At 63.7% G+C, this 19,562-nt stretch carries 20 protein-coding genes; 8 read left to right on the top strand and 12 right to left on the bottom strand.

The features are described 5' to 3' along the window. Nucleotides 1–37: 37 nt before the first annotated feature. The 5 genes from CWO91_RS22805 to CWO91_RS43145 all read right to left on the bottom strand — a co-directional run bounded on the left by CWO91_RS22805 (nt 38) and on the right by CWO91_RS43145 (nt 3,772). The gene (locus CWO91_RS22805) at nt 38–418 is read right to left on the bottom strand and encodes an avidin/streptavidin family protein (RefSeq protein WP_245471335.1); all 381 of its coding nucleotides are present in this window, start codon (nt 416–418) and stop codon (nt 38–40) included. A gap of 10 nt (nt 419–428) precedes the next feature. Beyond that, nucleotides 429–1,949 carry a CYTH and CHAD domain-containing protein gene (locus CWO91_RS22800; protein WP_130216466.1) on the bottom strand — a complete coding sequence of 507 codons (1,521 nt, stop codon included), beginning with the start codon at nt 1,947–1,949 and terminating at the stop codon, nt 429–431. Between the two features lie 380 nt (nt 1,950–2,329). Further along, on the bottom strand, nt 2,330–2,605 hold the full coding sequence (locus CWO91_RS22795) for an HGGxSTG domain-containing protein (protein ID WP_130216464.1): 276 nt from the start codon (nt 2,603–2,605) through the stop codon (nt 2,330–2,332). Then, nucleotides 2,602–3,228 carry a hypothetical protein gene (locus tag CWO91_RS22790; RefSeq protein WP_130216462.1) on the bottom strand — a complete coding sequence of 209 codons (627 nt, stop codon included), beginning with the start codon at nt 3,226–3,228 and terminating at the stop codon, nt 2,602–2,604. The genes CWO91_RS22795 and CWO91_RS22790 overlap by 4 nt, the downstream gene beginning before the upstream one ends. A gap of 265 nt (nt 3,229–3,493) precedes the next feature. Continuing rightward, nucleotides 3,494–3,772, bottom strand: coding sequence for a hypothetical protein (locus CWO91_RS43145; protein WP_165405642.1), 279 nt, complete (start codon nt 3,770–3,772; stop codon nt 3,494–3,496). Between CWO91_RS43145 and CWO91_RS22785 the strand changes: the two genes are divergently transcribed. Continuing rightward, nucleotides 3,771–4,649, top strand: a complete 879-nt coding sequence (locus tag CWO91_RS22785) for a Bug family tripartite tricarboxylate transporter substrate binding protein (protein WP_245471334.1) — start codon at nt 3,771–3,773, stop codon at nt 4,647–4,649. The genes CWO91_RS43145 and CWO91_RS22785 overlap by 2 nt on opposite strands. A gap of 42 nt (nt 4,650–4,691) precedes the next feature. On the opposite strand, the gene CWO91_RS22780 is transcribed toward CWO91_RS22785, so the two are convergent. Both CWO91_RS22780 and CWO91_RS22775 read right to left on the bottom strand, forming a co-directional pair. Then, nucleotides 4,692–5,153 carry an NUDIX domain-containing protein gene (locus CWO91_RS22780; RefSeq protein ID WP_130216460.1) on the bottom strand — a complete coding sequence of 154 codons (462 nt, stop codon included), beginning with the start codon at nt 5,151–5,153 and terminating at the stop codon, nt 4,692–4,694. Between the two features lie 84 nt (nt 5,154–5,237). After that, nucleotides 5,238–6,200 carry a transglycosylase SLT domain-containing protein gene (locus CWO91_RS22775; protein ID WP_130216458.1) on the bottom strand — a complete coding sequence of 321 codons (963 nt, stop codon included), beginning with the start codon at nt 6,198–6,200 and terminating at the stop codon, nt 5,238–5,240. Between the two features lie 182 nt (nt 6,201–6,382). Between CWO91_RS22775 and CWO91_RS22770 the strand changes: the two genes are divergently transcribed. Further along, on the top strand, nt 6,383–7,417 hold the full coding sequence (locus CWO91_RS22770; protein ID WP_130216456.1) for a L,D-transpeptidase family protein: 1,035 nt from the start codon (nt 6,383–6,385) through the stop codon (nt 7,415–7,417). Nucleotides 7,418–7,514: 97 nt separating this feature from the next. Here the strand turns inward: CWO91_RS22770 and CWO91_RS22765 are convergent, their stop codons facing one another. The 3 genes from CWO91_RS22765 to CWO91_RS22755 form a co-directional block, all read right to left on the bottom strand. Then, on the bottom strand, nt 7,515–7,790 hold the full coding sequence (locus CWO91_RS22765) for a hypothetical protein (RefSeq protein ID WP_130216454.1): 276 nt from the start codon (nt 7,788–7,790) through the stop codon (nt 7,515–7,517). A 79-nt stretch (nt 7,791–7,869) separates the two neighbouring features. After that, complete coding sequence (locus CWO91_RS22760; RefSeq protein ID WP_130216452.1) at nt 7,870–8,727, bottom strand: VOC family protein; 858 nt, start codon at nt 8,725–8,727, stop codon at nt 7,870–7,872. A 145-nt stretch (nt 8,728–8,872) separates the two neighbouring features. Beyond that, entirely contained in the window at nt 8,873–10,087 is a 1,215-nt protein-coding gene (locus CWO91_RS22755; protein ID WP_130216450.1) for a urate hydroxylase PuuD, read from the bottom strand. A 228-nt stretch (nt 10,088–10,315) separates the two neighbouring features. On the opposite strand from CWO91_RS22755, the gene CWO91_RS22750 reads away from it, so the two are divergent. Then, entirely contained in the window at nt 10,316–11,647 is a 1,332-nt protein-coding gene (locus CWO91_RS22750; protein WP_130216448.1) for a PQQ-dependent sugar dehydrogenase, read from the top strand. 49 nt (nt 11,648–11,696) lie between these two features. On the opposite strand, the gene CWO91_RS22745 is transcribed toward CWO91_RS22750, so the two are convergent. Further along, entirely contained in the window at nt 11,697–12,497 is an 801-nt protein-coding gene (locus CWO91_RS22745; protein WP_130216446.1) for an SDR family NAD(P)-dependent oxidoreductase, read from the bottom strand. Between the two features lie 253 nt (nt 12,498–12,750). Here CWO91_RS22745 and CWO91_RS22740 point away from each other — a divergent pair, with 253 nt between their 5' ends. From CWO91_RS22740 to cyoD, 4 genes are read left to right on the top strand one after another with little or no spacing between them, the layout of a single operon-like run. After that, nucleotides 12,751–13,584, top strand: coding sequence for a cytochrome ubiquinol oxidase subunit II (locus CWO91_RS22740; RefSeq protein ID WP_130216444.1), 834 nt, complete (start codon nt 12,751–12,753; stop codon nt 13,582–13,584). After that, the gene (cyoB, locus tag CWO91_RS22735; protein ID WP_130216442.1) at nt 13,574–15,574 is read left to right on the top strand and encodes a cytochrome o ubiquinol oxidase subunit I; all 2,001 of its coding nucleotides are present in this window, start codon (nt 13,574–13,576) and stop codon (nt 15,572–15,574) included. The genes CWO91_RS22740 and cyoB overlap by 11 nt, the downstream gene beginning before the upstream one ends. After that, on the top strand, nt 15,574–16,215 hold the full coding sequence (locus tag CWO91_RS22730) for a cytochrome (ubi)quinol oxidase subunit III (protein ID WP_130216440.1): 642 nt from the start codon (nt 15,574–15,576) through the stop codon (nt 16,213–16,215). The genes cyoB and CWO91_RS22730 overlap by 1 nt, the downstream gene beginning before the upstream one ends. Then, entirely contained in the window at nt 16,212–16,601 is a 390-nt protein-coding gene (cyoD, locus tag CWO91_RS22725) for a cytochrome o ubiquinol oxidase subunit IV (protein ID WP_128944014.1), read from the top strand. The genes CWO91_RS22730 and cyoD overlap by 4 nt, the downstream gene beginning before the upstream one ends. Before the next feature lie 219 nt (nt 16,602–16,820). Here cyoD and CWO91_RS22720 read toward each other — a convergent pair whose 3' ends face one another. Further along, the gene (locus CWO91_RS22720) at nt 16,821–17,609 is read right to left on the bottom strand and encodes a thermonuclease family protein (RefSeq protein ID WP_130216438.1); all 789 of its coding nucleotides are present in this window, start codon (nt 17,607–17,609) and stop codon (nt 16,821–16,823) included. 200 nt (nt 17,610–17,809) lie between these two features. Here CWO91_RS22720 and CWO91_RS22715 point away from each other — a divergent pair, with 200 nt between their 5' ends. Further along, entirely contained in the window at nt 17,810–19,408 is a 1,599-nt protein-coding gene (locus CWO91_RS22715; RefSeq protein WP_130216436.1) for a GMC family oxidoreductase, read from the top strand. Nucleotides 19,409–19,562: the final 154 nt, after the last annotated feature.

Here is a 19,562-nt window from a genome sequence, read left to right as displayed (position 1 = left end):
AGCAGAGCGAAGCGGACACGATTTATGAGTACGCTCCCTAGCTCCGTTCGAACGTATCGACATTCGTTGTCACGGCGCGCCACCAATTCACCGGTTTCAGCTTCGCCGGCTCGCCCTCCATGGACGCGCTCAGCGCTTGGTCTGCGATCACGAACCAGGCGGTCTCCATCCTTCCGTGACGCAGCAGTCCGGTATAGGAGACGGCCCGGTCGCCCGTCGCAGACGAGCCCACCGCGACAAAGGCGATGCAATTGCCCTTGTGAAACCCGGTGACCGGCACCGCTTGTCCGTAAAAGCCGCTGTCTTCGAGCGCGGTCTCGAAATTCCCCGCGATGCGGCCGTTCGCATCGTCAGTGATGCGCAAGATGGAGCCGAATTGATTTTGCCAATTGCCGACCCAAGCCATATCGGATCCCATGTCGGTTCGCCTACGCTCGTCCATTCGGCGCCGCGCGCAGCCGGCGCAACCGATGCAGCTCCTTTGCTGCGTCCTTCATCAGGCCGTCTGCGGCCTTGCGTTCCGCACCGACGATGATGCCCGCTACGAAGGCCTGGGCGCGGCGGTGCGCAGGCGGCGCCGTCAATGCAGCCTCCGTCGCCAGCTCGCGATGCGCCATGAAGTCGTTCAGCGATCCCAGCGCGGATTGAATCTGCTTCAACCGATCGGACAGGGCTGCGAGCTCGTTCTGGTCGCCATCGCTGTAGAGGTTCTCGAAGAAATCCACGGCGTAGCGAATCTTCTTGATGTTGATCCGCAGCTTGTGACGCTGCATCGGATCGAGATCGTTCAGGCGATTGCCCTGCTTGCGCGCCTTCCGGATGCGCCGATCGAGCATCTCCGCGGCGTAGGCGGCGATCGCGCGGTCGTCATCGGCGTAAGGCCGTCCGCCTTCGATCCACTCGATCGCGTCGATCAACAGGCGGCGGTAACGCGCCGACATGACCGCCTCGCGTGCGCGCTCGAATGCCGCCTGTCGTTGCCCGGAGAACCTTTTGCGGATCGCGCGGGCGCCGCGTCGCGGCACGTCCTGCTCGGTGATCGGCTGGATGCTCTCGTTCAGGAACACGTCGATTTCACGCGCAGGCGCCAGTTCGCCCGTGAGCCATTTCAGCTCGGCCTTGATCCGCGCAGTGCTCGCGCGCGGCAAGATATCGGCGAACAGCGAGATGGCCGCACGCAGGCGCCGCAGGCCGACGCGCATCTGATGGATCCCTTCGGCGTCCATGTCACGCACCGGATCGGCATTCGCCGTGACGTGACGCAGCGTCGAATGCGCGATGATCCGGAAGGCCTCGCGCGGCGACAGCCCAGCCTTCAGCGCGATCGGCTCGGCGCGTTGCGCGCCGCCGCCACCGCCCGCGATGAGCAGATAACCTCGCTCGGCCTTCGAGCGCAGATCGAGCTCTGCACCGGTTCTGCGCTCGAGATCGCGGGCGAGGCGGAACAGGTCCGCGACATGTCCGGACTTCAGTTCCAGCTCCAGCTCGGCAACGGGCCGTGACCGGCGGCCGGCGCTGATGCTGCCACGATCGACCGCAAGTTCGATCTGGCTCTTCCGGACGCGCCGGGCCTGCGCCATGCGATGAATGTCGGTCTGGAACACCGGCCTCAGCTTGCGAGGAAGGTTTCGGGTCGCAAGGTCTTGGAGCGGCGTATGCCTCGTCTTGTTCAGGTCGGGATTTGCACCGGAAACCTCGTCCTCCCATTCGCCCCGCGTCACGCTGCCCGCGCCGCCGGCTTTCACGGTCTGCACGTAGCGGCCCTCGATCTTGCGGACCCGCAACGTCACGCCATGGCGCCGGAGCTTATGCTTGGTCGTATCGTAGTAGGTCGACACGAGGGATTGCTCGCACTGGTCGCCGCGCCGCCCGCTCAAACCGCCCTTCCGCAGCACCGACGGCAATTTTCGCGGCGCAATGCGGAATTTCAGTTCCGTTTCGGAGGTCATGGCGAATTCTTCCATTTGTCGAATTCAAAGCGATGCCACCGCGGGAAGTTCCGACGCCGCGATACAATGGCTCATAAACGGACCGTATGGGAATATATCGACCGTCAATGGATCATTGAGCTGGCGAATTTCCGTAACCGCTACACCTCCGTGGGGCGGGGCAATCGCATATGATCTGTTGGTGCGGTCTGAGCAAGCGCCTCGTCCTTCGAGACGACCGCTTCCAGCGGTCTCCTCAGGATGAGGCTAATTGGCATCGGACCCGTTGACACTGCTGCCGCATACTCCGCCCTCATCCTGAGGAGCCCGCCAAAGCGGGCGTCTCGAAGGATGGGCCGCAGGGAATCCGCTTCCATATGCGATTGCCCTGCCTCCGCGGGCTAGCCTGACTTCAGCTCAGCCAGCAGCCTCCTTGTCTCGCCCAGCAACTCCCGGATCGCCCGCTGCTCCGCGAGTCCGTCTTGCGCGAACGCGCCATGCTTCCGCGCATTCTGATTTCCCCTCGGCGCGCCCGATCCCCACGCGCCGCCGTGCATGCGGCAGCGGGCCTTGCCGTGCATCGCCGGCGCGCGGCAGACGGTACCGCTGCGCGTCCCGGCGCCGCAGCGCGGGCTCGACTGCATGGCATCTGTGTTACGGACGTGATCGCGGCTCATGCGCTGGCGCCGTTCTCCGCCGGGACCGTTTCTGCCTTGGCAGCCGTATCCGTCGCGCTCGCCTCCGCAACGATCACGCTCGCGTGTTGCGTGACGTTGCCCACGATCGCGCTGCCGCCGTCCTGCACCGACACATTCTGCACCGTGATGGCGCGCTCGCCGCTGCTGCGGTGGCGGCTGAGCGCCTCGATCTGAGCTGCAAAAGTGCGGGCGAGCCGGGTCAATGCGCGGGTGATGCCTTCCTGCTGCTGAAGATGGTCGGTGAAGGCGAGGCGGCAGGCGGAGCGCATCGCCGCGACGTGGACGGACACCATCTGCGCCACCAGCATGGCCTCGACCGAATCCCTGGGTGCGATGCTCTTCATCATCGAGATCATGAAGGCGAGGTTGGCCTCATTGGGCTTCTGCTCGATCACGCTCGCCTTGAGCAATTGCTTGAGGATGCCGTGCAGCGCGTCGCGATCGACTGCGCCGAGCGCCTCGGCCAGCAGCCGTTCGCCAGTTTGCGCGTCGGGATGTTGGATCTCCAGGCGCCGTCGGGTGAGCTTGATCCGGGGCGTGGGTCTGCTGCGATCCGTTGCCGCGATCGGTGACATGCTGGTGCGATGGGGAAATGGCGTCATGTCCTAAGGTCCTTTGCTGGCGTTGGCGCGAGCGCTTGCGGCGCGAAGCCGGTCGCGCGCGTGCCGCGCGGTGATTGCGATTTTCAGATGTCGATGAAGGGCTTACGTGCAACTAGCTCGAGCCGCGCAGGGCTGAAATGGCCTTGGCGCTCACGGCCGTTGCGATCATGCCATTATGCCGGTGTTTTGCCCGACGTGTCAATTTTATTTCGTAATACCAGAAATCCGCTTGTCCTGCCCAAGTCCTTGTTTCGACAACGGCCGGCTACTGTGCATGGGGTTGTTTTCGCATTTTTTTGTTGCGGAGCTGCGCTCTCGTGCCGCGCGGCGGAATGCCGGCGCGCAAACGCGATTGCGAATTCCAGCGCCGCCGCTCATCATGACCTTGGAATGCGCCCGCACCAACAAGCATGCACAGCGGCGCGATGAGGTCTGGGGAGGGAACGAATGCAACGAACGCTTCGCTGTTGGCGATTGTCGCCGGATTGTGCGTCACGACACAGGCGCTCGCGCAGAAATATCCGGCGCGACCGGCCAAGATCATGGTCGGCTTCAGCGCCGGCGGCCCGGTCGACGTCGTCGCGCGCATCATCGGCGATCGCTTAAGCAACAAGCTCGGGCAGCCCTTCGTGGTCGAGAACCGCGCCGGCGCCAATGGCATGATCGCCGCCGAAGGCGTCGCGCGTGCGGACGCGGACGGCTACACCATCCTCGCCTGCAACTCGTCCACCATCACGCTCAACAAGACGCTGTTCAAAGATATCCGCTACGATCCGGAGAAGGACTTCGCGCCGCTCACGACCGTGGTCTCGGCGCCGCTGGTGCTCGTGGTCAATCCGGAGAATCCCAAGACCGCCGGCATCAAGACTGTTGCCGACCTCGTCGCCGCCGCGAAGGCCGCACCCGGCGTGCTCGCCTACGGCTCGGGCGGCAACGGCAACCTCGCCCATCTCGCCATGGAGCTGCTCAGCCAGAGGGCCGGCATCAAGATGATCCACGTGCCCTATCGCGGCGGTTCGGCGTCCGAGGTCGGCCTGCTCGCGCAGGAGGTGCTGGCGGTGTTCGATCCGCTCTCCGCCGTGCCGCTGGTCAAGGCCGGTAAGCTGCGCGCGCTCGCGGTGTCGTCAGCCGAGCGGTTGCCGGCGCTGCCCGATGTGCCGACCGTCGCGGAAGCCGGTTATCCCGGCTTCGACATGTCGTTCTGGGTCGGCTTCTTCATGCCGAAGACCACGCCCGCGCCGATCCTGGAAACGCTGCACCGGGAGATCGTCACTGCTGCCAAGGATCCGACAGTTGAGGCGAAGCTCGGCTCGCAGGGCGTGGTCAGCGTGCTCAGCCCGACTGAGTACGCCGCGAAGATCGCCAAGGAGACGAAGGAGCTTGCCGAGGTCGTGGCCGCCGCGAACATCAAGGCGGAGTGAGGAAAGCCTGCTTTGCTCGAAATGGCCGTCATCGCGACGCGCCTATTCGCCGCTGGCCAGTCGCTCTAGCCGATCAAGCAGCGGGCGTTGCCCTGCATTGATCCTCTCCTGCGCCTCTTCCAGCGTGAACCATTCGGCACGGTCGACCTCCGGAAAGGACTGCCGTTTGCCGCTGCGGGGCGGCCATTCGATCTCGAACGTGTTGCTGCGAATGCTGCGCACGTCGAGATCTAGTTCGGCTGCGAACGCGGTGACGCGCTTGCCCCCGCGCTGCTTGGCCTCTCCAAGCGCGATCAGCGGCACGGACAGCTCAAGCCCAAGCTCTTCGGCGAACTCCCGCCGCGCGGCGATTTCCGCATCTTCTTCGTCCGCATACTCGCCCTTCGGGATCGACCATGCGCCGAGATCCTTGTTGCGCCAGAACGGCCCTCCGGGATGAACGAGGAGAACCTCGAGCCTGCGGCGCTTCCGATAGGCGATGATCCCGGCACTCTTCAGTGGCATCGCAGGATCCGTGCTGACACAGGGTCCATCCCCGCTGTCGGGAAAAGTGGAACGGAGCTTTTTAGCGCTCGGGCGGCTCCAAAACTAGCCGGAAGGCCGTTCGCGTGATGCAAAGCGAACGGCCCGGGCCTTCGCGCTCTTTCCGGCCGCGCGTGCTGCAATCATGCTGCGCGCTTTGCCGCGAGCCGAAGTGTTCTTCCGGAGCAAGGTTGCGAACCGCTTGCGGGCGCGGCTCGCCGTCAGTCGCGCGGCGAGCTGTTCTGCCTTGCGGATGATGGTCGTGACCGAAGGCGTCAGGTTGACCGGAACCCAGGCAACATCCTTGGCTTTCGAGAGGCTGCCGATGCCTTCGCATGGGGCTTCGCGCGGCAAGTCGATCCGGATCGCAAGCGCTCCCGCGCGTTCGGTCCAGTCCTCGGCCTTAGTGCCGGTGATGATGCGGACATAGTCGCGCGTCTCGCGCGGCAGCTCGCTCTCCTTGGCCAGCCATTTCTGGATGCGGCCGGGACCGGCGTTGTAGGCCGCGGCGGCGAGGCCGAGATTGCCGAAATCGTCGCGAAGCTTGCGCAGGAATTTTGCCGATGCCGGCAGCGCCTTCATGGGATCGAAGGGATCGTCGAGCCCGACCTCGGCGGCCGTTTCCGGCATGAACTGCGCAACGCCCTGCGCGCCGGCGTGGCTGACCTCGTTGGACTTGAAGCGGCTCTCCTGCCAGATCAGGCGCGCGAAGAACGGCACCGGAATGCCGCTGGCTTCGGCGGCTTCGCGAAGCGCGTGGCAGAACCGGTCTGTCGGTGAAACCGGCCCCTCGGCGACGGTCTCTGCTGCGCGCGGCGGCTCGCTTTTCTCCTCAAAGGCCGCGCGTGCATTGGCGAGCTCGATGGCCTGCACGCTGGCGAGGAAGAGTTCGACCACCGGAACAAGTGGCGAGGCATGATTGTTGTGAAGAGTAGTGGTGTCGAATGTTGATGTTTGTCGGGACGCCGACAGATCGAGGTCGCACATCAAGATCATGAACGCGGCGCAAGCCGCGACGACAAATCGCATTTGCTGGGGCAACCTCGAACTGTGGGGTGAACGGCCAGCGATGCGCCGGCGATAAGGAGTTCTTAACCGCGCGATTGCGGCAAAGCTGCGGTCTCATGGGTTCCTCGGTGTTACTACGGTGTTCCCAAGGAGAAACTCTCCGCGGTTTTGCGGATCACTTTGCCGAACTGGGACGAGCGATCATGATGCGATGGATGCTTGGCGCGGTGATATCGCTCTGGTTCTTCTGTCCGGCATTCGCGGGCAATCTCGACGCAACGGCGGTGAATGATGCTGCGCGTTCCGAAAGGCAGCCGGCGACCGACAAGGTCAACGCTTCGGTGATGAAGCTTCAAGTCCTGCTCGATCGTGCGCAATTCTCGCCCGGCCAGATCGACGGCAAGTTCGGCGAGAACGCACAGAAGGCGCTGCGGGCGTTCGCCGAGCAGAACGGGATCGCCTTCGACAAGACGATTGCCCCGGAACTGTGGGATAAGCTGAACGCAGCGAGCGAAGGTCCTGTCGTCGTCGACTACAAGATCACCGACGCAGACGTGAAGGGGCCGTTCCTCAAGAGGCTGCCAGCCAAGCTCGACGAGATGAAGTCACTGCAGGCGCTGAGCTACACCAGTCCGCTCGAAGGGCTCGCGGAAAAATTCCATATGAGCGAAGAGCTGTTGAAGGTGCTCAATCCAAGGAAGGCTTTCGACAAATCCGGCGAGACGATCGTCGTGGCCAACGTTCCGCCGCGACGGGAGCTTCCGCGCATTGCGCGGGTCGAGATCGACAAGACGCGCGCGACGTTGAAGGCGTTCGACAGCTCCGGTCGTCTCATCGCGTTCTACCCGGCGACGATCGGCAGTCCGGATCGTCCGACGCCGATGGGGACGCTGAAGGTGACCGGCACCCACGAGCAGCCGACCTATCACTACAATCCCGAGTACAAGTTCAAGAGTGTCAAATCCAAAAGGCCGTTCGACATCAAGCCGGGGCCGAACAATCCGGTGGGTTCGTACTGGATCGGACTGTCGGCGCAGGGCTACGGCATTCATGGAACGGCGGAGCCCGACAGGGTCAGCAAATCCGCGTCTCACGGCTGCATCAGGCTCACCAATTGGGACGCGCGTGTGCTCGGCGAGAACGTGAAGCGCGGCACACCCGTCGTCTTCCTCGATGCGCCGACAGATACCTCCTCGAAGCAGCAGGGCAAGACGGCCGGCAGCCGCGCCTCGAACTAAAGCGCGATGAGATCAGGACGAATCGTCATCGCGCTTTAGGTTATTATTTGAGCATGATCTTTTCGGAAAACCGCTACACACTTTTCCGGATCATGCTCTAGTCTTTGGGAAAATCCTTGCGCATCGCGATCTCGGCGGCATCGCCGGGCGACAGCACGGTCTGGTCGAAGGCCGGTTGCGGCTTCGTCATGATGTCGTAGAGCGAAATACCTTTGATCGGCTTGCCCATCAGCTCGCGGACACAGTCGGCGAGCGTGCCATTGTAGACGAGATAGGGCGGGCCTCGGTGCTTCTGCCTCTGTCCCTTCAGCGACGGCCACTTCTTAAGCTCGGCCGGCGCGTCATAGGCGATCGGCGATCCCTCTTTGAACATGCGCTTGGACCCTGAAGGCGTGAACAGCCCGAAAATCCTAGGGCTGCCGGGTAAACGCTTGTTAAAGAATTAGTTCAAATCAGCCGGCAATGAAGGCGAGCAGGGTGCCGTTGGCCTTGGCCGGCGGCACGCAGATCGCAGCGCCGCTGCGCACAGCGACTGATCCCAGCGCCTTCTCGGTTGCCGCGAGATCGCCACTGATGAACACCAGCGCCGCGCCGCCGCGCTCGGAGAGGCCAGCGAGCGGCACGCCGGGATAGCGTTTGCCGAGCTGGTCCAGCGTCAGATAGACGAAGTCGGCACGGTCGCCGCCGGAGGGCACGGTGACCGCGCCGTCGGTATCCGTTTTCGGCTCGCGGTCGATCAGCCGGCCGAGATGCGCGGCCTCCTTCGCGGGCTCGGGCGTTGCGATCAGTGTCTGCTTGATCCGCCTGGCCGCATTGGCATGTTTCATCAATTCGGGAATCCACACGGTCTCGCGCGTCTTGTGCTGGCAAGCGAAGATGCGCACGCCGCCGGGCGCTTCCGCGGTCGGCCACATGAAGGTGCGGAACTTTGCCGCCGAGACCGTGCCATCAGGCAGCGTCACCGGCCGTTCGAAATCGGTCGGGCCGATCGGCGTCAGGCCGCGTGCGCGGATCTCCTCGGCGCCGGCGGCGGAATCGACTGCGGTGAAGGCGATGCGCTCGATGCCTTCGCCGTGCTTGTCGAGGAAGGCGCGCGCCGGGGCATTGAGCTCGGTCGCAGCCAGCACGCCGAGCAGCTCCATATAGTCGGAGTCGAACATGATGGTGTAGTTGCCGGTGCCCATATGGACGCTGTGGGTGCCGCGCGGAGAGACGGTGAAGCCGAGTTGCCGATAGTTCTCGGCGGCCTGGTCGAGGTCCTTCACCATGACCACGGCGTGGTCGATGCCGATGACGTTCTTGAGAGCCACTGTTCTTTCCCGCGCATGCAACTGACTTTGGCCGCGGCAGCGGCCACGGCTCCTGTCTACGCCGGATAGGCGGTCGAGTCATTTTCAATTCGGTGGGAGATGCGAAATTTCATTCCGCGAAATGCTCTGTCGACGCGCGACGGCATTAGCGAGCCTGCTCGATATAGGTGGCGAGGATGGCGCGCTCCTCGCTGGTCATCTCGGTGATGTTGCCCGGCGGCATCGCATTGGACCAAGCCGCGACACGGCAGATCAGGCGGATGTTGCGATGGATGTGCTCGGGCGCGTCGAGCAATATGCCTTTCGGCGCGGTGACAATGCCGGCCCAGACCGGCTCGGCCGCGTGGCACATGCTGCAGCGGGACATCACGATCTCCTCGACATTGGCGAGCGTCGGCTGTGCCGGCAGGGCGCTGGTCTTGACGTCGCGCGGTCCGGCGGCGGAGAGGAAGAGGATCGCGATCACGCCGATTGCCGCCACGCCCCACACCCACCACGGCGATTTGCGCCCGGCATGCCGCGCGTTGAAGAAGTGGCGGATCACGGGACCGAGGGCCAGGATGATCGCCACGATGATCCAGTTGAAGCGCGTGGCATAGAGCAGGGGATAGTGGTTGCTGATCATCAGAACGATCACCGGCAGCGTCAGATAGTTGTTGTGGACCGAGCGTTCCTTGCTAGCCTTGCCGAGCTTCGGGTCGGGCGCCTGTCCCGCGATCAGGCTGGCCACGATCTTCTTCTGGTTCGGGATGATCAGCGCAAAGACGTTGGCGACCATGATGGTGCCGATGATCGCCCCGATCTGATTGAAGGCGCCACGACCGCTCAGCACATGGGTGAAGGCGTAGGTCAGCGCGACCAGGAACAGATAGCCGCCGATAGCGAAGGGCAGCTCGCGCTGCGCAAGCCCAGAGCGGCACGCGGCCTCATAAAGCAGCCATGCCAGAGCGAGGCTAAAGAAGCTGAACAGGCCGGCCTGGAATGGCGTGAGGTCGAGGATGGACTTGTCGACCAGGAACAAATCGGCCTCGAGATAATACACCACCACCATCAATGCGAAGCCGGACAGCCAGGTGGTGTAGGCCTCCCATTTGAACCAGGTCAACTCGTCCGGCATCTGGTTGGGCGCGACCAGATATTTCATGATCCGGTAGAAGCCGCCGCCATGGACCTGCCAGGCCTCGCCCTGCACGCCATCAGGCAGGTCGCCCGGTAGGTCGCTCGGTAGGTCGCTCTTGGGCCTGAGGCTGAGATCGAGAGCAATGAAATAGAAGGAACTGCCGATCCAGGCGATCGCGGCAACCACGTGCAGCCAGCGCAGCAGCAGGCTCGCCCATTCCGATATGACGGATCCCCACATGATCACCCCATCAGTCGCGACACCAATGCCGCAGCTTTGAACAACCGCCGGTCGCACCCCGCCAATGTGTCGCACCGATCAGCCGAATTTTCCAGTACGATGGGCCGCGACTGATGCCCATCGTTCGGGCATGAGCTGACGTGGGATTCGGCAGGCACATGACCTGCTGCAGAACGTCTGCGGGTTGTCGCATATTGACGTTTGAGACGCGCAGGCCGGGAGGGAGACGTGAAGAACAGGATAAGGTCCGTTGCGATGTCCACGGGATTGCTGGTCGCGGCTGCGACCGGCGCACGAGGTGAGCCGGTGCTGCAAGGTAAGGACGCCTATGGCGACTGGCGGGCCGACAAGCCTGGCACGGTCAGGTTGATCCGGCCACAGGATCTGATCAGGCCCGGCGCGACGCGGTCGGTCGCGAGCTCGTCGCGTGTGGTGCCGCGTCCGCCGGAGGCTGCGCTCCAGGTGCCGGCCGGATTCAAGATCGAGCTGTTCGCCGAAGGCTTGCGCACGCCACGCGTCGTGCGGGTCGCGCCGAATGGCGATGTCTTCGTCGCGGAGACGCGGGCCGGCAACATCCGCGTGCTGCGCGCTGGCGATGGCGACAAGGTCGCGACCAACGAGGTGTTTGCCAGCGGACTGAGGCAGCCGTTCGGCATCGCCTTTTTTCCGAACGGCGACAACCCGCAATGGGTCTATGTCGCCAATACCGACAGCGTCGTTCGCTTTCCCTACCAGGCCGGCGATCTCAAGGCACGCGGCAAGGCGGAAACGATCGTGGCGAGCCTGCCGCATGATGGCGGCCATTCCACCCGCGACATCGTGTTCACGCCTGACAACAAGCGCATGCTGGTGTCGGTCGGCTCGCTCAGCAACGTCGCAGAGGGCATGGGCACGCCGCCGGGCGGGATGGAGGCGTGGTCAAAAGCGCAACCGCTTGGTGCGGCCTGGGCCAGCGAGACCGAGCGCGCCGCCGTGCTGGCCTTCAATCCTGACGGCAAGGACCGGAAGATCTACGCCACCGGCCTCCGCAACTGCGTCGGCCTCGCGATCCAGCCGCTGACCGGTCTGCCCTGGTGCTCGACCAACGAACGCGACGGCCTCGGCGACGATCTCGCGCCGGATTATGTGACCAGCGTGAAGGAGGGCGGCTTCTACGGCTGGCCCTGGTTCTATATCGGCGGCAACGAAGACCCGCGTCACGCCGGCGCGCGGCCGGACCTCAAGGACAAGGTGACGGTGCCGGATGTGCTGATCCAGCCGCATTCGGCCTCGCTCGGCATGACCTTCTACCAGGGCACGCAGTTTCCGCCCGAGTACCAGGGCGACGCCTTCGCCGCCCAGCATGGCTCCTGGAACAGATCAAAGCGTACCGGCTACAAGGTGATCCGCATCAAGATGAAGGACGGAAAGCCGACCGGGGAGTACGAGGATTTCGTCACGGGGTTTGTCGTGAGCGACACCGAGGTGTGGGGCAGGCCGGTGGGAGTGGCCGTGGCGAAGGATGGATCGCTGCTGGTGTCGGAGGACGGCAATGGCACGATCTGGCGGGTGACGCACTGACCTTACCCTCCCCTGGAGGGGCAGGGTAAGTGCAGCGTCCCTGTGGCACCTACCCCCGCCGCACGCTCGCGCCGCCATCCACGGGCAGCGTCACGCCGGTGATGAAGTTCGCTTCGTCCGATGCCAGGAACAGCGCGGCATTGGCGACATCCCAACCCGTCCCCATCTTCCTGCGCAGCGGCACCTTGCTGTCGCGTTCGGCTTCGACTTCGGCGCGGGTCTTGTGCCATTCGCGGGCGCGGATATCGACCGCCATCGGCGTGTTCATCAGGCCGGGTAGGATGACGTTGGCGCGGATGCCGTATTCGGCGTTCTGGTAGGCGAGCTGTTCGGTGAAGGCGATCATCGCCGACTTCGTCGCCTTGTAGGCGACATAAGGATAGGTCGTGATCGCGGCCATCGAGGAGATGTTGATGATGGCGCCGCCTCTCTGCGCGCGCATGATCGGGATCACCTCTTTCGCGGCGAGAATGCAGCTCTTCAGGTTGATGGCGACGACGCGGTCGAATGCCTCTTCGGTCAGCTGCAGCAATTCGGCATCGCCGCCGGAGAGACTGACGCCGACATTGTTGTGCAGCACGTCGATCCGGCCCCAGCGCGATTGCGCGTCCATGACCATCGCCTTGATGTCGGCGGCCTTGGTCACGTCGGCCTTGAACGCTGCCGCCGTGCCCTGCTTCGCCGTGATCATCGCGACCGTTTCCTGCGCCGACTCCAGCTGGTGATCGACGCACAAGACCTTGGCACCCTCGCGCGCGAAGGTGAGCGCGGTGGCGCGGCCATTGCCCATGCCCTCGCCGGGGCTCTGGCCGGCGCCGACGACGATCGCAACCTTGTCCTTCAAGCGCATCTCGGTTCACTCCCGGGCTCGGTCTGTTCATTCAGTATTTTCGTGCAGATTAGCAATCGCCCCGATCGGAGAGAAGGGCGCGCCTCTGCGTTCATGTCATTGAGATCACATGGAATTGCATGTTGCGCCCGGTCCATCGCGCATGGCTGACCCCTCGCGGTTCAGGAACCGTTTTCAGGCAATCGCGTTTGTTGCGGAGCCTTTCCCGCGCTAGGCTCTGTCCCGGGGCTTCCCAACCGCCAGTGGCTTGCCGATGAATCTGTTCGATCCGCAAGGGCCTGTGGCTGCGGCCAACAGCACCATCCTGGTCGATTCCGTCTTCATCATGCTCGTGATCGTGGTGCCGACCATCGTCGCGATCCTCGGCTTCGCGTTCTGGTTTCGCGCGTCCAATCCGAAAGCGCGCTTCCAGCCCGATTTCGTCTATTCCGGCCGCGTCGAGATGGTGGTGTGGGCGATCCCTGCGCTTACCGTCATCCTGCTCGGCGGCGTCGCCTGGATCGGCTCGCACCAGCTCGATCCCGCGACGCCCGTGCCGGGCACCGGCAGCCCGGTGCGGATCCAGGCCGTCTCGCTCGACTGGAAATGGCTGTTCATCTATCCGGATCAGCGCATCGCCACCGTCAACACGCTGACGGTGCCGGCCGGCGCCGAGCTGAATTTCCAGCTGACGTCGTCGAGCGTGATGAACACGTTCTTCATCCCGCAGCTCGGCAGCATGATCTACACCATGAACGGCATGGTGACGAAGCTGAACCTGCGCGCCGACAACGAAGGCAAGCTGCAGGGCCTGTCGGCGCATTTCTCCGGCGACGGCTTCCCCGACATGATGTTCGACGTCAACGTGATCTCGCCGCTCGCCTTTCCGGAGTGGGTGGCGACCACGGCGAAGACCGATGCCGTGCTGAATGCGGACAGCTATACAAAGCTGATGCAGCAAGGCATCGAGACGGGGCGGCCGACCTATCGGCTCGAAGATCCGCGTCTGTTCGACCTGATCGCGACCCAGCACATTCCGCCGGGTCCTGGACCGGAGCTCGCATCCGAAGCGGGCCGGTCGCACAGTGGAGGCCACGATGCTCGGTAAGCTCGACTGGTCCGCCATTCCGTTCGATCAGCCGATTCCGCTCGTCGCGGGCGCGGTGGTGCTGGTCGCAATCCTGGGCGTGCTGGCCTGGGTCGTGATCAAGGGGCATCTGCCCTATCTCTGGAGCGAATGGATCACCAGCGTCGACCACAAGCGCATCGGCGTCATGTATGTGCTGCTGGCCTCGGTGATGCTGCTGCGCGGCGGCAGCGACGCCATCATGATGCGAATCCAGCAGGCCGTCGCCTACCAGTCGCAGGGTTATCTGCCGCCCGAGCACTACAACCAGATCTTTTCGGCGCACGGCACCATCATGATCTTCTTCGTGGCGATGCCGTTCGTGATCGGGCTGATGAACCTGATCGTGCCGCTCCAGCTCGGCGTGCGCGACGTCGCCTTCCCGACGCTCAATTCCGTCGGCTTCTGGCTGACCGCGACCGGCGCGCTGCTGGTCAATATCTCGCTCGTGGTCGGGGAATTCGCGCGCACCGGCTGGCTCGCCTTTCCACCGCTGTCGGAATTGTCCTACTCGCCCGGCGTCGGCGTCGACTACTACGCCTGGTCGCTGGAGATCTCCGGCGTCGGCACGCTGGTCGCCGGCATCAATCTCGTCACCACGGTGCTGAAGCTGCGCACCAGGGGCATGAACTATCTGCGCATGCCGATGTTCTGCTGGACCACGCTGGCCTCGAACCTGCTGATCGTCGCGGCCTTCCCGATCCTCACCGCCACGCTGGCGATGCTGCTGCTCGACCGCTACCTCGGCTTCCACTTCTTCACCAACGAGGCCGGCGGCAACGTCATGATGTTCATGAACTTGATCTGGGCCTGGGGACATCCCGAGGTTTACATCCTGGTGCTGCCGGCCTTCGGCATCTTCTCCGAGGTGGTCTCGACATTCTCCGGCAAGGCGCTGTTCGGCTATCGCTCGATGGTGCTCGCCACCATGGCGATCTGCGTCATCTCCTTCATGGTGTGGCTGCATCATTTCTTCACGATGGGAGCAGGGCCCGACGTCAACGCCATCTTCGGCATCGCCAGCATGATCATCGCGGTGCCGACGGGGGTGAAGATCTACAACTGGCTGTTCACGATGTATGGCGGCCGCATTCGCTTCGCTACGCCGATGCTGTGGGCGGTCGGCTTCATGGTGACGTTCATCGTCGGCGGATTGACGGGCGTCCTGCTCGCGGTACCCCCAGCCGATTTCATGCTTCACAACAGCATGTTCCTGGTAGCGCACTTCCACAACGTCATCATCGGCGGCGTGCTGTTCGGCGCTTTCGCCGGCTTCGAATATTGGTTTCCGAAGGCGTTCGGTTTCCGCCTCGACGAACGCTGGGGCAAGGCTGCGTTCTGGTTCACCTTTCTCGGCTTCTTCATCACCTTCATGCCGCTCTATGTCGCCGGCATGCTCGGCATGACGCGCCGCATGCAGCACTACGATGTCGCGGCGTGGCGGCCCTGGATGCTGGTAGCTGCGGTCGGCATGGCGGTGCTGACGATCGGCGTGATCTGCCAGATCATGCAGCTCGTCGTCAGCATCCGCGACCGCGAGGCCCTGCGTGACCGCACCGGCGATCCCTGGGACGGCCGCTCGCTGGAATGGGCGACCTCTTCGCCGCCGCCGGTGTTCAACTTCGCGTTCAATCCCGATGTGCGCGGCGAGGACGCCTATTGGGAGATGAAGGCTCATGCCAAGCAGCAACTGCTCGAACACGAAGAGCCGGAATATCAGGACATCGAGATGCCCCGGAATTCGCCGACCGGCTTCGTCTGCGCGTTCTTCGCCACCATCATGGGCTTCGCGCTGATCTGGCACATCTGGTGGATGGTGATTTTGGGCGGCTTAGGTGCCTTTGCGACCTTCGTCGTGTTCGCCTGGCGCGATCACGACGAATACGTCATCCCGGCCGATCAGGTTGCCCGCATCGACCGCGTCAATCTGGAGGAACGGCGCAGGCTCATCAGCATGGCGGGGGCAGTCTGATGTCGATGACCGCGACCGCTGGCCACGCCCATGCCGATCCCCATCACATCGGTGTCGTCATCGAGCATACCGGACCCGCGCCGAAGCGGATCGTGACCGCCTACGGCTTCTGGATCTTCCTGCTCTCCGACATCGTGATGTTCTCCTGCTTCTTTGCGGCCTATGCCGTGCTGGCCGGCCAGACCGCTGGCGGCCCCAAAGGCTCGGAGATCTTCGAGCAGAAGAACGTCGCGATCGAGACGGTCTGCCTGTTGCTGTCGAGCTTCACCTGCGGCATGGCCAGCATTGCCGCCGACGTGCGCAACCGGTTCTGGTTCTATCTCGGCATGGCCGTGACCTGTGTGCTCGGCCTCATATTCCTCACCATCGAGTTCCGCGAATTCGCCAACCTCGTCGCCCGTGGCTATGGCCCCTCGCGCAGCGCGTTCCTGACCGCGTTCTTCTCGCTGGTCGGATGCCATGGCCTCCACGTCTCGGCCGGCGTGTTGTGGCTGCTCACCATGATAGCCCAGGTGTTCGCCAAGGGCTTTCGTGCCGACATCTTGCGGCGGATGATGTGCTTTGCGCTGTTCTGGCACGCGCTCGACATCATCTGGGTCGCCGTGTTTTCCGTGGTCTACCTGCTTGGGAGTGCGCCATGAGCGATCAGACGCATGAGTTGGTCAAACACGACCTCGCGCCCGGCGAGGAAGAGCAACACAGTGTCGGCGTCCGCATCCTCGGTTACGTCGTCGGTCTTGTCCTGGCGCTGCTGCTCACGGCGACGTCGTTCTTCATCGCCGGCACGGATCTGGTCTGGCAGCCGTCCATCCCGGTGGCGCTGATCGTGCTCGCGATCGCGCAGATGGGCGTGCATCTCGTGTTCTTCCTGCACATCACCACCGGCCCCGACAACACCAACAACGTGCTGGCTCTTGCCTTCGGCCTTCTGATCGTCTTCCTCGTGGTCGGCGGCACGGTCTGGATCATGGCGCATCTGAACGCCAACATGCCGCCGATGGACCAGATCATGCAGATGCGGAGTTAGGACCCCATCCAAAAAAGAAGAGCCGCTTGTGATGACAAGCGGCCCAAGTCTAGGGAGGAAACGCCCGAGCAAGGCAATCGGGCCGAAGCCGGATCGCTGCCAAGGAAACGCTCGCGCAAGGCGCTTGCGTACCAATACAAATGACGCAACCCCCGATGGAGTTCAATTCCGGATCAATACGGTCTCGGACTACCACTCACGGATGTGTGAGGGAATTTTTCACTTCGGCCGACGGCAATTATAGGCCCTGCGGAAGCCGGCGGCCTGCGCGTCGTCCTCCGAGCAGAACCAGCGGTCGGGCTTGGTGGTCGCCGGATAGCTCGGGCAGCCCCGCAAATGATAGATGCCGATATTGCCGGTGACGCGTGCGCGCACCGCGAGCTTGCCCTTGATGCTGCAACTCGGCGGCATCGTCAGCTCTTCCGGGAACAGCACGGCGCGGATTTCCTTGTCGCGGTCTGGGCGGCACGCGGTGCCGAGGAGCGCGCCGTCCTTCTTGCCGCTACGAAAATCTTGCGGTGCAACAAAGCAGCCTTTCCAGATCCCGACAGCCGCCGTCTTGGCTTCCGTGGCCGCGGGCTTGACGTTGGCCTTGATCGGCTCGCGCGCGAGGGCAAAGCCGAGCCTGATCAGCTGCTCGTTCAAGCTGGCCTTGTCGCCCTCGGCCGTGCAGATGGCGCGGTGCCGCTTGCCAAAACTCTTTTCCGGTCCGACGTCGTCGCAGCGCACCGTCCGTTTGCCGATCAGCTTCGTCAGTTGGTCACGAGCCTCGATGCCGCAGGTCCAGGAATCGGCATGATCGTCAATGCAGACCTGGTCCAGCTCGGGTGCGTCGACGCCGTCGAGCCGGTAGGTGACGTCGCCGAGCTGGATGGAGTTGCCGTCGCGCACCGTCGCGGCGGCGGTCAGCGCGGAGACCGGCCCGGACGAGGCCAGAAATCCGGACAGGGCAAAAAATGAAACGAGCGCAAAAGCGCGGGCGGGGGCAAAGAAATTTCGGAAGGACATACGATCTCGCTATCGATGGCTCGTGCGGCCTGTTCCTAGCATCCGGATGTGGCGATACCAATGGTCTGCGCCTTGCGAAGTGCGACATTCCGGCCTCGCGGCTTTACTCAGCCATTGCTCTGATCCTATCGTTCGCGGGCCTTGCGGATAGCGAAAGGCCGAATCGCCCGGAAGCGGCGAGGGGGGAGGACAAGATTGCAATGAAAGACCCCGTGGACGTCCTGATCATCGGTGCCGGCGCTTCGGGCGCGGCGGTGGCGTGGTCGCTGGCCGAGACCAAGATGCACATTCTTTGCCTGGAGCAGGGCGGCTGGATGAACCCGGCGGAATATCCCAGCACCGGGCGGGACTGGGAGGCCAAGTTCTACGGCGAATGGTCATCGAGCCCCAACGTTCGCGGCCGGCCCGAGGACTACCCGATCAACGACAACAATTCGCCGATCAAGGTCGTCAACTACAACGCGGTCGGCGGCTCGACGGTGATGTACACGGCGCACTGGCCGCGGCTGCATCCCTCCGATTTCAAGGTGAAGACGCTCGACGGCGTCGCCGACGACTGGCCGATCGACTACGACGCACTGACCCCGTTCTTCGAGGAGAACGACCGGATGATGGGTACGTCGGGCCTGTCAGGCGATCCGCTTTCGCCGCTGACGCATCCGCCGATGCCGCAGCAGCCGCTCGGATTGTCAGGCGCCATTATCGGCAAGGCCATGAACAAGCGCCGCTGGCACTGGTGGCCGTCGGACACGACGGTCGCGACCATGGACTATGAGGGCCGGGCGCGCTGCATCAATCTCGGCCATTGCACGCCGGCCTGCGCGCAAGGCGCAAAGTCTTCCACCGACATCACCTATTGGCCGCATGCGATCCGCTCCGGCGTTGAGCTCCGCACCCATTGCCGGGTGCGTGAGATCACCACCGACGAGAACGGCATGGCCTCGGGCGTGGTCTATTACGATAAGGACGGCGTCGAGCAGTTTCAGCCCGCGCACGTCGTCATCATCGCCTGCAACGGTGTCGGCACGCCGCGACTGCTGCTGAACTCGGCCTCGGGACGCTTCCCGAACGGACTTGCCAATTCGTCCGGCCTCGTCGGCAAGAACCTGATGTTCCACCCCTATGCGCAGATCTACGGCTATGTGAAGGAGCCGACTGATTCCAACCGCGCGCCGCCGACCTGCTTGTGGAGCAAGCAGTGGTATGACACGGACCTGTCGCGCGGCTTCGTGCGCGGCTACGGCGTGCAGTTCGTGCGCGGGGCAGGGCCGGTGTTCGAGGCTGTCGTCAGCGAGCAGAAGGGCATTCTGCCCTGGGGCGCCGATCACCATCGCGTCTTCCGCAAGCTCAACGGCCATCGGCTGGGTTTCTCCGCGATCTGCGAGGACCTGCCCGAAGAGCACAATCGCGTCACGCTCGATCCTGTGCTGAAGGACAGTCACGGCATTCCCGCGCCGAAGATCGACTATACGATCAGCGAGAACAGCCGGAAGATGATGGAGCATGCGCTCGCCCGCGGCCGCGAGGTTCTCGAAACGGCGGGTGCGACCGACATCTGCATCAATTCGCCAATTCCGTGGGGCGGCTGGCACCTGCTCGGCACCGCGCGCATGGGCACCGACCCCGAACGCTCCGTCGTCAACGAATGGGGCCGCTCGCACGACGTCAAGAACCTCTTCATCGTCGACGGCAGCATCTTCGTCACCTCGGGTGGCGTCAACCCGACCTCCACCATCCAGGCCCTCGCGCTCTACATCGCCGACCAGATGAAGCAGCGCCTCGCCAATTTGTTCGATTGAGGCGCGTGATGGATGCACCGAACCCGCCACGAACTCGCTGCACCTCTCCCGCGTGCGGGAGAGGTCGGCGCGCTCGAAGAGCGCGGCGGGTGAGGCTCTTTCCTCTTGGGGAGTCCCTCCGTGGAGACACCCTCTCCCCAACCCTCCCCCGCAA

This window comes from Bradyrhizobium genosp. SA-3 (assembly GCF_004212635.1).
Lineage (GTDB): Bacteria > Pseudomonadota > Alphaproteobacteria > Rhizobiales > Xanthobacteraceae > Bradyrhizobium.
Note: the sequence above shows the minus strand (reverse complement) of the source record. Positions and strands in the feature narration are given on the sequence as shown.

Coding starts and splice junctions, on each gene's coding strand:
- CWO91_RS22745 (WP_130216446.1), bottom strand. CDS start 12,497: ATGCGCTTGAAGGACAAGGTTGCGATCGTCGTCGGCGCCGGCCAGAGC.
- CWO91_RS22715 (WP_130216436.1), top strand. CDS start 17,810: ATGAAAGACCCCGTGGACGTCCTGATCATCGGTGCCGGCGCTTCGGGC.
- cyoB (WP_130216442.1), top strand. CDS start 13,574: ATGCTCGGTAAGCTCGACTGGTCCGCCATTCCGTTCGATCAGCCGATT.
- CWO91_RS22770 (WP_130216456.1), top strand. CDS start 6,383: ATGATGCGATGGATGCTTGGCGCGGTGATATCGCTCTGGTTCTTCTGT.
- CWO91_RS22720 (WP_130216438.1), bottom strand. CDS start 17,609: ATGTCCTTCCGAAATTTCTTTGCCCCCGCCCGCGCTTTTGCGCTCGTT.
- CWO91_RS22795 (WP_130216464.1), bottom strand. CDS start 2,605: ATGAGCCGCGATCACGTCCGTAACACAGATGCCATGCAGTCGAGCCCG.
- cyoD (WP_128944014.1), top strand. CDS start 16,212: ATGAGCGATCAGACGCATGAGTTGGTCAAACACGACCTCGCGCCCGGC.
- CWO91_RS22730 (WP_130216440.1), top strand. CDS start 15,574: ATGTCGATGACCGCGACCGCTGGCCACGCCCATGCCGATCCCCATCAC.
- CWO91_RS22765 (WP_130216454.1), bottom strand. CDS start 7,790: ATGTTCAAAGAGGGATCGCCGATCGCCTATGACGCGCCGGCCGAGCTT.
- CWO91_RS22800 (WP_130216466.1), bottom strand. CDS start 1,949: ATGACCTCCGAAACGGAACTGAAATTCCGCATTGCGCCGCGAAAATTG.
- CWO91_RS43145 (WP_165405642.1), bottom strand. CDS start 3,772: ATGATCTTGGCCGGTCGCGCCGGATATTTCTGCGCGAGCGCCTGTGTC.
- CWO91_RS22755 (WP_130216450.1), bottom strand. CDS start 10,087: ATGTGGGGATCCGTCATATCGGAATGGGCGAGCCTGCTGCTGCGCTGG.
- CWO91_RS22740 (WP_130216444.1), top strand. CDS start 12,751: ATGAATCTGTTCGATCCGCAAGGGCCTGTGGCTGCGGCCAACAGCACC.
- CWO91_RS22785 (WP_245471334.1), top strand. CDS start 3,771: ATGGTCGGCTTCAGCGCCGGCGGCCCGGTCGACGTCGTCGCGCGCATC.
- CWO91_RS22790 (WP_130216462.1), bottom strand. CDS start 3,228: ATGACGCCATTTCCCCATCGCACCAGCATGTCACCGATCGCGGCAACG.
- CWO91_RS22805 (WP_245471335.1), bottom strand. CDS start 418: ATGGGATCCGATATGGCTTGGGTCGGCAATTGGCAAAATCAATTCGGC.
- CWO91_RS22780 (WP_130216460.1), bottom strand. CDS start 5,153: ATGCCACTGAAGAGTGCCGGGATCATCGCCTATCGGAAGCGCCGCAGG.
- CWO91_RS22775 (WP_130216458.1), bottom strand. CDS start 6,200: ATGCGATTTGTCGTCGCGGCTTGCGCCGCGTTCATGATCTTGATGTGC.